Origin of the sequence: Bradyrhizobium sp. 164 (assembly GCF_023073715.1) — a bacterium.
Lineage (GTDB): Bacteria > Pseudomonadota > Alphaproteobacteria > Rhizobiales > Xanthobacteraceae > Bradyrhizobium.
This window is the reverse complement of the sequence record NZ_JADPKA010000025.1, coordinates 41,358-51,605: the sequence shown is the minus strand read 5'-3', so window position 1 is coordinate 51,605 and position 10,248 is coordinate 41,358. Positions and strand designations below refer to the sequence as shown.

At 63.6% G+C, this 10,248-nt stretch carries 7 protein-coding genes; 3 read left to right on the top strand and 4 right to left on the bottom strand.

Going from position 1 to position 10,248, the window contains the following annotated elements; all coding sequences use genetic code 11:
- Window positions 1-123 precede the first annotated feature (123 nt).
- Complete coding sequence (hpnO, locus tag IVB01_RS08045; protein ID WP_247278896.1) at window positions 124-1,515, bottom strand: aminobacteriohopanetriol synthase HpnO; 1,392 nt, start codon at window positions 1,513-1,515, stop codon at window positions 124-126.
- A 141-nt stretch (window positions 1,516-1,656) separates the two neighbouring features.
- Between hpnO and IVB01_RS08040 the strand changes: the two genes are divergently transcribed.
- Window positions 1,657-2,283 (top strand): DUF2147 domain-containing protein, encoded by a 627-nt coding sequence (locus tag IVB01_RS08040; RefSeq protein ID WP_247278897.1) that lies wholly within the window; start codon window positions 1,657-1,659, stop codon window positions 2,281-2,283.
- On the opposite strand, the gene IVB01_RS08035 is transcribed toward IVB01_RS08040, so the two are convergent.
- Window positions 2,251-4,839 (bottom strand): MMPL family transporter, encoded by a 2,589-nt coding sequence (locus tag IVB01_RS08035; RefSeq protein ID WP_247278898.1) that lies wholly within the window; start codon window positions 4,837-4,839, stop codon window positions 2,251-2,253. The two genes, IVB01_RS08040 and IVB01_RS08035, sit on opposite strands and share 33 nt — an antisense overlap.
- A gap of 464 nt (window positions 4,840-5,303) precedes the next feature.
- Between IVB01_RS08035 and ispH the strand changes: the two genes are divergently transcribed.
- On the top strand, window positions 5,304-6,230 hold the full coding sequence (gene ispH / locus IVB01_RS08030; protein WP_247278933.1) for a 4-hydroxy-3-methylbut-2-enyl diphosphate reductase: 927 nt from the start codon (window positions 5,304-5,306) through the stop codon (window positions 6,228-6,230).
- A 35-nt stretch (window positions 6,231-6,265) separates the two neighbouring features.
- Window positions 6,266-7,423: an adenosyl-hopene transferase HpnH gene (hpnH, locus tag IVB01_RS08025; protein WP_247278899.1), complete on the top strand. Its 1,158-nt coding sequence runs from the start codon at window positions 6,266-6,268 to the stop codon at window positions 7,421-7,423.
- A gap of 78 nt (window positions 7,424-7,501) precedes the next feature.
- Here the strand turns inward: hpnH and IVB01_RS08020 are convergent, their stop codons facing one another.
- On the bottom strand, window positions 7,502-8,251 hold the full coding sequence (locus IVB01_RS08020) for a phosphorylase (protein WP_247278900.1): 750 nt from the start codon (window positions 8,249-8,251) through the stop codon (window positions 7,502-7,504).
- Complete coding sequence (shc, locus tag IVB01_RS08015; protein ID WP_247278901.1) at window positions 8,248-10,215, bottom strand: squalene--hopene cyclase; 1,968 nt, start codon at window positions 10,213-10,215, stop codon at window positions 8,248-8,250. Before shc ends, IVB01_RS08020 begins: the two co-directional genes overlap by 4 nt.
- Window positions 10,216-10,248: the final 33 nt, after the last annotated feature.

Genomic DNA, 10,248 nt, shown 5'->3' with positions numbered 1-10,248 from the left:
ACCCCATCAGGCCTTGGCAGGACAAACTCCCAAGGCCTTCGCCGCTACCAAGACCACCGCGATCCAATCAGCGAATTATTGAACATCGACAGCAATGACGCGCGTTGAGACCGATCGGCGAAACTACGCCGACCGTCGCACCGCGTTGTCGACCAAGGTCTTGCCGAGCGACCAGATCGCGCCGGGGACCTTGTGGCTGCCGGCGATGACGTCGTCGAAGGCGCGCTCGATCCAGGTGCAGTCTTCCTCGGTGATGGTGAGCGGCGGCAGCAGCTTGATGGTGTGGCTGCCGTGGCCGGCGACCTGGGTCAGAATCTTGTGATCCTTGAACAGCGGCACCGTGATGAGCTGGCAGAACAGGCCCTTGTTGGCGGTCTCCAGTACGTTCCAGGAAGCGCGAAGGCGCAGCGACTTCGGCGGGCCGAACTCGACGCCGATGATCAGCCCCTTGCCGCGGACTTCTTTCATCAGCTCGTAGCCGGGCACCATGCGCGTCAGCGCGAGGCGCAGTTCGGCGCCGCGCTTGGCGGCGGACTCGATCAGCTTGTCGGACTCCATGACGTCGAGCGTGGCGATGCCCGCAGCCATGGCGAGGTCGTTCTTGGAGAAGGTGGAGCCGTGCACCACCGCACGATCCATCTGGTTGAAGATCTTGTCGAAGATGCTCTTGCGCGTCAGCACCGCGCCGACCGGCACGTGGCCGCCCGACAGCGACTTCGACAGCAGCACCATGTCGGGCTCGACGTTCCAGTGCTCGACCGCAAGGAAGCGGCCGGTGCGGCCCATGCCGGTCTGGATCTCGTCGGCGACGAACAACGTGCCGTATTTCTTGCAGAGCGCGGCCGCGCCGGGCAGGAACTCGTCGGTGGGCATGTTGACGCCCTTGCCCTGGATCGGCTCGACGACGAAGGCTGCGACCTCGCGCGAGGCCAGGGCCTTTTCGAGCGCGGCCAGATCGTTGAACGGGATCGGGGTGCAGCCCGGCAGCAGCGGCTCGAATCCGGTGCGGAAGTTCGAATCACCCGTGAGCGACAGCGCGCCATAGGTCAGGCCGTGATAGCCGTGGGCGCAATAGACGATGCCGGGCCGGCCGGTCGCGCCGCGCGCGAACTTGATCGCTGCTTCGACGCATTCTGCGCCGGAATTGGCGAAGAACGCCTTGTCGAGATAAGGGACGTACTTCAAAAGCCGCTCGGCAAGCACGCCGGCGAGCACCGAGACATCGAACTGGACGAGATTGGGCAGGTCCGCGTCGAGCACGCTCTTGAGCGCCTCACGCATGACGGGATGATTGCGCCCGATCGCAAACACGCCGAACCCTGACAAGAGGTCAAGATAGCGCGCGCCATCGCGATCATAGAGGTACTGCCCCTGCCCTTTCTGGAACCCGACATCGTATCCGATGGTCTTCAGAACCCGAACGAACTGCTCGTTCAGATACCGATTATGCAGGGCGCTACGCTGGGCCTGACGGTCCGCGAAGAGCTCAGACATGTCTGGATTTGGACTGTGCATCCGCTACATACTTCGGTTGAGGGCCGTCTCGTCAACTGAAAACGGACCGCTGTCGAAAACGCTCTGTGCGGCCTTTTGCCCTTTTTCGGACCATCTTCGCAAGCACAGCTTTAAGCGATGTTGCACTGCCAAGGAACTATCATGCGTTTAGCCCTTTACACCGGAATAATACTGGCTGCCGGTTACACCTGTCCGACCCCCGCGCTCGCCGCAGACCCGACCGGCGACTGGCGGGTCGCCGACGGCGTCGCCAACATCCGTGTCGCCCAATGCAACGGCAGCATGTGGGGTGCCGTGTCCTGGGAAAAGCAGCCTGGCGGCCGCGACGAGAACAACCCGGATGTGTCGAAAAAGAACAGGCCGACGCTGGGCATGGCGACCCTGATCGACATGAAGAAGAAGCCCGGCGTCGATCAGTGGGAGGGACAGGTCTACAACGCGAAGGACGGCCAGCTCTACAGTGCAACCATCACGCCGGCCGGTACCGACCAGCTCGAAATCAAGGGCTGCGTGATGGGCTTCCTCTGCGGGGGCGAGACCTGGACCCGGGTTGGTCCGCCGATCCCCTTGAGCCCCGCCAACGCCATGGCCAGGGGCGCGCCGAAGTCCAGCGGCGCGGCACCGAAGGCCCAGGGAACGACGGGCGCCACAGCACCTGCCCCCGCTGCCCCGAAGGCCGTCGGCGCAGCCAAGGCCGGTCAGAAGGGCGCCGCCGACCCGATCGGCGACATCTGCCTACTCCCTGAGATTGCGGGGTTTGCCCATTAGGGCCGGCTGGAACAGCAGCACGGCGGCAAGCGTCGTCACCAGGGAGAGTGCGAGCAGCTTGCCCATGCTGGACGTGCCGGGATGGCTGGACAGCCACAGGCTGCCGAACGCGGTCGCCGTTGTCAGCGCGCTGAAGAAGATCGCGCGTGTCAGGCTGGTCTGGAGCAGGTTCGTCCTGCCCGAGCGCCACGCCACGACGTAATAGATCTTGAAGGCGACGCCGACGCCGAGCAGCAGCGGGAATGCGACGATGTTGGCGAAGTTGAGCGGCAGGCCGATCAACACGCAGATCTCGAGTGTCACCGCGCCGGCAACCAGGAGCGGCACCAGCGTCATCAGCACGTCGACGAACCGGCGTAACGTGACCCACAAGAGCAAGCCGATCACCAGCAGCGCATAGATGCCGGCATGGATGAACGCCTTCACCACGGTGTCGCCGGATTTCAGGATCGAGACCGGCCCGCCGATCGCGGTCGGCTCGGCCGCGAGCACTGCGGCGGCAAATTTGCGCAGGGTGTCGTTGTCATTGGGGTCGCCCTTGGGCAATGCCTCGACGCGGATGATGCCGTCCTTGCTCTTCCAGGCGCTGACGAGATCCGGCGGCAGTGATTTCAGGGTGACCGGCTCGGCCTGCATCGCGTTCCTGAGCTGGTCGAACACGATCTTCATCGGCGTGACGAACACGTCCTGCGCCTTGTTGCGCGTGGCCTCATCGGAATTGGCGAGCTTCTCGAGCGCGTCCGCCAGCCGGCGCGAGGCGGCCGCACCCGGGCCCTTCGCATCCCCCGCGGTCCGGCGCAGATTGTCAGCCGAGGATTTCAGCGATTCGACGTTCTCCTGATCGGAGGGAGCCGCATCGATCTGGTCGGGATTGAGCGCGGGATTCAGCACCTTGGCGCCCTGCGCGAGCAGCTTCAGCTTCGGCGGCTGATCCTGCGGCACGAAGCTGTCGAGTGACATCACCCGCAGCACCTCAGGCACCTTCTCCAGCTTGGCTTCGACCTGCCTTGCCTGCTCCTCCGACGTCGCCATCACGTTGATGGCATTGGCGCCGGTGTTGGGATCCTTGCGCAAGTCGAGGAAGGTCGCGATGGATTCGGCGTGCGGGTTGCGCAGATTCATCGGATTGAAGTCGAATTTCATGAAGTAGAGCAGCGGCAGGCCGCCGAGCGCCAGCAGCAGCGTGCCGCCGACGATCAGGACGCGGTGCTTTTCGAGGAAGTGATCGAGCGGCGCCAGGAAGGCGTAACCGACCGGCTCCGGTTCGCCGGGCGGGTTCAACAGCTTCAACAGCGCCGGCAGCACGGTGATCGAAGAGATGAACGCCACCAGCATACCGACGCCGGCGATCTGGCCGAGCTCGGAGATGCCCTTGTAGTCGGTCGGCATGAAGCAGAGGAAGCCCGCGGCCGTTGCCATCGCCGCGAGCGACAGCGGCACCGCCGAGCGCTTGGCGGCCAGCACCAGCGCGCCCGAGAGATTGTCGTGCTTGTAGCGCTCGGATCGGTAACGGACGCTGTACTGGATGCCGAAATCGACGCCGAGACCGACGAACAGCACCGCAAACGCGATCGATAGCAGATTGAGAGAGCCGACCATCATCAGGCCGGCCGCGGTCGTGATCGCGAGGCCCACGAAGAGGTTGACGAACACCGCGAAGATGATCTTCGCCGAATGCAGCGCCAGCCACAGGATGAGCAGCACGACGAGGACCGTGCCGATGCCGTTGACGACGGCGCCTTCCTGGACGGTCGCGTATTCCTCGTTGGCGATCGGGACCGGGCCGGTCAGCCGCACCCGCGCCTGGTATTTGGTGGGGAAATCCAGATCCGCTGCGGCCTTGCGGATTGCATCGGTGGCGCCCTTGCCCGGCTCCAGCGCGTTGTAGTCGAGGATCGGCTTGAACTCGATGAAGGCGCGCTTGTCCGAATCCTTCAGCGGCTCGTCGCTGACGAGCTCGCGCCAGGAGAAGCTGGCATTGCCCTTGTTGAGCACGGTCTCGACCGTCTGCGCGATCAGGTTGAAGGGCCGTTCCGTGCTGTCGAGCTTGACCTGGCCGCGCTTGACGCCGGCAAGTCCGGTCTCGAGCGCGCCGGTCAGGCCGCGGATCGAGGGGTCGCCCGCCATGATCTCGATCAGGGGCGCTGCGGATTCGAACTGACCGGTAATCTTGCCGACCTCCTCGGTCGGCAGGAACAACAGGCCGTTCTTCTCGAAGAACTCGCCGCTGCCGAGCTGCTGCATCGACTGGAAGTTGGTCTTGTCGTCTTTCAGCTTGGCAAAGAGCGCGTCCGCCGCGGCGCTCGCCATTTCGGGCGTCTTGGCCTCGACGACCGCCGTGATAGTCGCGTCGCGGTCGAAGGCGCGGTCGAACTGCTGGTCGCGCTGGCGCCAGTCGAGATTCTGGGCAATCAGCGAATTGATGTCGGTGTTGATGGCGAAGTGGCGCGCAGCGTAATAGCCCGCTCCCACCGACAGCAGGAGCCCGAGAACGACGACGAGGGAGGCAAACCGGGTGCAGGCCCTGACAATGGCAACGACTACGCTTTGCAGCACTTCTTTTCTTTCTGCGGTTAACAGCTTGCCGGAAACGCCCGCTGTTTATCGGAGTTCCCGGGCGAAACCTATTGCTGTTTTGAGTGGCTCTCGCCGGGCGAAGGTTCGAGGTAAACGGCGGAGGAGCGTGGCAAAAATGATGCGGGGCGGTCGGTATAACCGGGGAGTTGAGGCGGGAAAGTGACGAAAGAGTGAGCACCGTGCCGCATCTCGCTCACCGTGAATCACTCTACTATAATACCATAGAATGGGATTTTGTCGGGAACCCTAGGTTCATTCAGCCTTCCCTTGCTGCCGATTTTTTGACAGAAAGTATTGCGCCTCCATGCGCCGGAGCCCAAACGGGGAGTGGCGGCTACCGCGTGCGCAAGACCGATGGTGCGGTTATTGCAGCTCGTTGGTCACTATCGGGTGCTGTCGGGAACTTTGAAGTGGATTGGTGCAACTTGCGTGATGGACGTCCAATGGAAGTTTATCTGGCGCAGCCGCGCGGCTTCTGCGCGGGCGTGGTGCGTGCGATCGAGATCGTGGAGCGGGCCTTGGAAAAGTACGGCCCGCCCGTCTACGTGCGCCATGAGATCGTGCACAACAAATACGTGGTCGAGAGCCTGAAGAACAAGGGGGCGATCTTCGTCGAGGAATTGTCCGAGGTGCCGCCGAAAGCGGTGACCGTCTTCAGCGCCCATGGCGTCGCCCGCAGCGTCGAGGAAGAGGCCGCCGCGCGGGACCTTCCGGTGCTGAACGCCACCTGCCCCCTGGTCACGAAAGTTCACAATCAGGGGAAGCGCTACATCACCAAGGGACGCACGCTGATCCTGATCGGCCATGCCGGCCACCCCGAGGTCGAGGGCACGATGGGCCAGGTTCCCGCTCCCGTGCTGCTGGTTCAAAGCGTTGAAGAGGTTAAGGCGCTGACGCTGCCGGCGGATACGCCAGTGGCCTACATCACCCAGACCACCCTGTCGGTCGACGACACCAAGGACATCATCGCGGCCCTTCAGGCCCGCTTTACAGATATTCAAGGTCCGGATATCCGGGATATCTGCTATGCGACACAGAACCGCCAAACTGCGGTAAGGGATTTGAGCAAGCTGGTCGACGTGATCTTGGTGGTTGGCGCTGCCAACAGTTCGAACTCGAACCGGCTCCGCGAAATCGGCACTGAAGCCGGCGTCGCGAGTTATTTGATTTCCGACGGCAGCGAGCTCAATCCGGAGTGGTTGAAGGATGCCAGGACTGTTGGCGTCACGGCCGGCGCATCGGCGCCCGAGGTACTCGTGGATGACGTGATCGAAGCGATGCGGCGGATCGGACCCGTGAAGGTCTCGGTGTTGCCGGGTCGCGAGGAAAACATCGAATTCAGGCTTCCGGCCCAACTGGCTGCGAGCTGACCCACCCGAATTCAAAGCCCAGAAAGAAACTTGTAATGGCCATCCCGTTCTTCAAGGAAATGCGTATCGGCGGCTATTTGCTCAAGCAGAAACTGCTTGGCCGCAAACGCTATCCGCTTGTGCTCATGCTGGAGCCGCTATTTCGCTGCAACCTCGCCTGCGTCGGCTGCGGCAAGATCGATTATCCCGACGCGATCCTCAACCGCCGCATGACGGCCCAGGAGTGCTGGGACGCCGCCGACGAATGCGGCGCGCCAATGGTCGCGATTCCCGGCGGCGAGCCGCTGATCCACAAGGAGATCGGCGAGATCGTGCGCGGCCTCGTCGCGCGCAAGAAGTTCGTCTCGCTCTGCACCAACGCGCTGCTGCTTGAGAAGAAGCTGGATCTGTTCGAGCCCTCCCCGTATTTGTTCTTCTCCGTGCATCTCGACGGCCTGCGCGATCACCACGACAAGGCGGTGTCGCAGAAGGGCGTGTTCGACCGCGCCGTCTCCGCAATCAAGGCGGCCAAGGCGCGCGGCTTCACCGTCAACGTCAACGCCACCATCTTCGACGGCCATCCGGCCGAGGAGATCGCGAAATTCCTCGACTTCACCGTCGAGCTCGGCGTCGGCGTCTCGATGTCCCCGGGCTACGCCTATGAGCGCGCGCCGGACCAGGAGCACTTCCTCAACCGCACCAAGACCAAGAAGCTGTTCCGCGACGTCTTCGCCATGGGCAAGGGCAAGAAGTGGAATTTCATGCATTCCGGCCTGTTCCTGGACTTCCTCGCCGGCAACCAGGAATACGAGTGCACGCCGTGGGGCATGCCCGCGCGCAACATCTTCGGCTGGCAGAAGCCCTGCTACCTGCTCGGCGAAGGCTATGCGAAGACCTTCAAGGAGCTGATGGAGACCACCGATTGGGACAGCTACGGCACCGGCAAATACGAGAAGTGCGCCGACTGTATGGCCCATTGCGGCTACGAGCCGACCGCGGCGACCGCAGCCCTCAACAATCCGCTGAAGGCGATGTGGGTGTCGCTGCGCGGCATCAGGACCACTGGCCCGATGGCGCCGGAGATCGACATGTCCAAGCAGCGCCCGGCTCAGTACATCTTCTCCGAGCAGGTCCAGAAGAAGCTCTCGGAGATTCGCCGCGACGAAGCTCTCGCAGCGCAGGAGAAGGCGACGAAGGCTTCGACGGCGGCTTGAGGCAGGCCAAGCAGTTAAGAGAAGGGCCCGGTCGCCAATGCGACCGGGCCTTTCTTTTCGTCAGCTCGAAGAAGCCGCTCAGGCCGCCTCTGAGACCAGGGTCTCGCTGCCGGCGACCTCGGTGCCGATCAGAAAGTCGCGGCAGCCGCGCAAGGATCGCAGCGCGCGGTTGAAGTCGAGGCCGGTCGAGACCAGCGCATGCAGCGTCGCCGGATTGCGCACGATGCCGCGCAGCACGGCCGGAAGGTCGATCTGGCCGTTCGGCTTAATGGCGGCGCGGGCGAGCGCCGGCAGCGCGCGATGGGCGGGGTCGCTGATGACGCGGACCGCGGCAAAGGGCAGCCCGGCCTCGGCGGCGTAGGCAGCCGCGATGTGGCTCTCCATGTCGACGGCCGCTGCTCCCGTCTCGGAATGCAGCGCCGCCTTGCAGGACCGCCCGGTGACCACTTCCTCGGCACCGGCGAGGCTACCGCGCACGACACGGCGGCGTCCCGAGGTCAGGCGATCGATGAGGTCGTCGCCGAGCGACAGGCCGGCGGCCCAGCGGGTGTCGCCGGACAGCACTTCGGTCGCCAGCACGACGTCACCGGAGCGCAAGGTCGGGTCGAGCCCGCCAGCCACACCAAACGAGATCACACCGCGAATCGTTTCGGGATCCACCACCGTCAGCAGGGCCCGCAACTGGGTCGGGCTGCTGGATGAACAGATGACCGCCATTCCGGGCCCGGCTGCAATGCGGGCCTCCTGAACCAAACCGGTCACGATCAGTATCGGCCGCGGGTCGATCGTATTACCCGCGGTAAGATAGTCCCCCGTCCCCAAAGTCACATTCCGACCCCTACCACCCTGCTGTTGGTGTTCCGCAAGTTCCGGTACCGCGCCAGTGCCCACAGCGGGAAGAACTTTGGGTAACCATGATATCGTAGATAGAACACGCGGGGGAAGCCTGTGGCGGTGTACCGCTGCTCGTCCCACAGTCCTTTTTTGTTTTGTGTTGCAATCAGGTACTCCACCCCGCGGGCGACGGCTGGGTGATCAACCTCGCCTGCCGCCATGAGGGCAAGCAAGGCCCATGCCGTTTGCGAGGCGGTCGAGGGCGCAGCCTCCCAGCCCTTGTAGTCCAGGCGATAGCTGACGGCATCCTCGCCCCAGCCGCCGTCCTCGTTCTGGATCGAGGCCAGCCAGGCCACGGCTTTGCGAATCGTGGGGTCCTTGTGGTCGACGCCGGCCATGTTGAGGGCACAGAGCACGGACCAGGTTCCGTAGATGAAGTTCATGCCCCAGCGGCCGTACCAGGACCCTTCCGGATGCTGGGTTTTCCGCAAGTAAGCGACCCCGTCGGCCACCTGCTTGCTGGTCTTCGCGGTCTCGCCGAGCTGGGCCAGCATCGAGATGCAGCGCGCGGTGACGTCCTCGGTTGGCGGGTCGAGCAGCGCGCCGTGGTCGGAGAACGGGATATTGTTCAGGTAATATTCGAGATTGTTGACGTCGAAGGCAGCCCAGCCGCCGTCGTCGCTTTGCATGCCCTCGATCCACTCCCGGCCGCGGGCGATCGCGGCGTCATAGCCGGTCGCGCCGTGCTCCCGGCGCATCCGGTCCATCGACATCACCACGACGGCGGTGTCGTCGAGATCGGGATAATGGGCATTGTTGTACTGGAAGGCCCAGCCGCCCGGACGCACGTTGGGCCGCTTCACCGCCCAATCGCCCTTCACTTCGAGCTCCTGCTTCGGGATCAACCAATCGAGGCCACGCTTGGCGGCCGGCACGGCTGGCGCGTTGCCAGCTTCCAGCAGCGCATGGGCCGTCAACGTCGTGTCCCACACCGGCGAGACGCAGGGCTGGCAATAGGCTTCGTCGTCTTTGATAACGAGCAGCTTGTCGATGCCCCGCCGCGTCGTCGCGCGTGGCGGATAATTCTCGTCCTTTCCGAGCGCGTCATACATCATGACGATATTAGCCATGGGCGGATAGATCGCGCCCATGCCATCCTCGCCGTTGAGCCGCTCCTCTGTGAAGGCGAGCGCCGCATCAATCGCGCGCTTGCGCAGGCTCTTGGGAAACATCGGCTCGATCACGCGCAGGATCGCATCGAGCGAGCGGAAGAGCAGGAACCAGGCCATGCTCTGGTGCGGCGCCTTCGCGGTCATGCCGATCGAACGCGGATCCTGCAGGAACAGCTCGTCGATGCCGACGCCCTTCGGATTCTTCGCACGCGGCTTCAGCGCGGCGATCACCATCAGCGGCACCATCGTTGTGCGCGCCCAATAGGAGATCTTGTTGAGGTGGAACGGCGACCAGAACGGCAGCAGCACGATCTCGATCGGCAGCACCGGCACCGCGCGCCAGGTCACGACGCCGAATGTCGCGAGCAGGAAGCGCGTGAAGACGTTGCTGTGAATCGCTCCGCCGCGGGCATGAATGGCCTCGCGCGCACGCACCATGTGCGGGGCATCGATGGAATCGCCGATCATCTTCAGCGCGAAATAGGCTTTCACGCTGGCGCTCATGTCGAACTCACCGTCATGCACCAGCGGCCAGCCGCCATGGGCACCCTGGACGCGACGCAGATAGTTGCCGATCTTGGCTTCGAGCAAAGTGTCGACGGGCTCGGCGAGATAATGGCGCAGCAGGATATACTCGGCCGGAATCGTGCAGTCGGCCTCGAGCTCGAACACCCAATGGCCGTCCGCTTGCTGGAAGCCGAGGACGCCTTGCGTCGCCGATGCAATGCTCGATTCCAAGATGCTTGGATCCAAGGCTTCGCGGCTGGTCGCGTTCACGGAATCCATGTCGCTCGATTGCTCCGATTGTCGATTGAAATT

Coding starts and splice junctions, on each gene's coding strand:
- hpnO (WP_247278896.1), bottom strand. CDS start 1,515: ATGCACAGTCCAAATCCAGACATGTCTGAGCTCTTCGCGGACCGTCAG.
- IVB01_RS08040 (WP_247278897.1), top strand. CDS start 1,657: ATGCGTTTAGCCCTTTACACCGGAATAATACTGGCTGCCGGTTACACC.
- ispH (WP_247278933.1), top strand. CDS start 5,304: ATGGAAGTTTATCTGGCGCAGCCGCGCGGCTTCTGCGCGGGCGTGGTG.
- hpnH (WP_247278899.1), top strand. CDS start 6,266: ATGGCCATCCCGTTCTTCAAGGAAATGCGTATCGGCGGCTATTTGCTC.
- shc (WP_247278901.1), bottom strand. CDS start 10,215: ATGGATTCCGTGAACGCGACCAGCCGCGAAGCCTTGGATCCAAGCATC.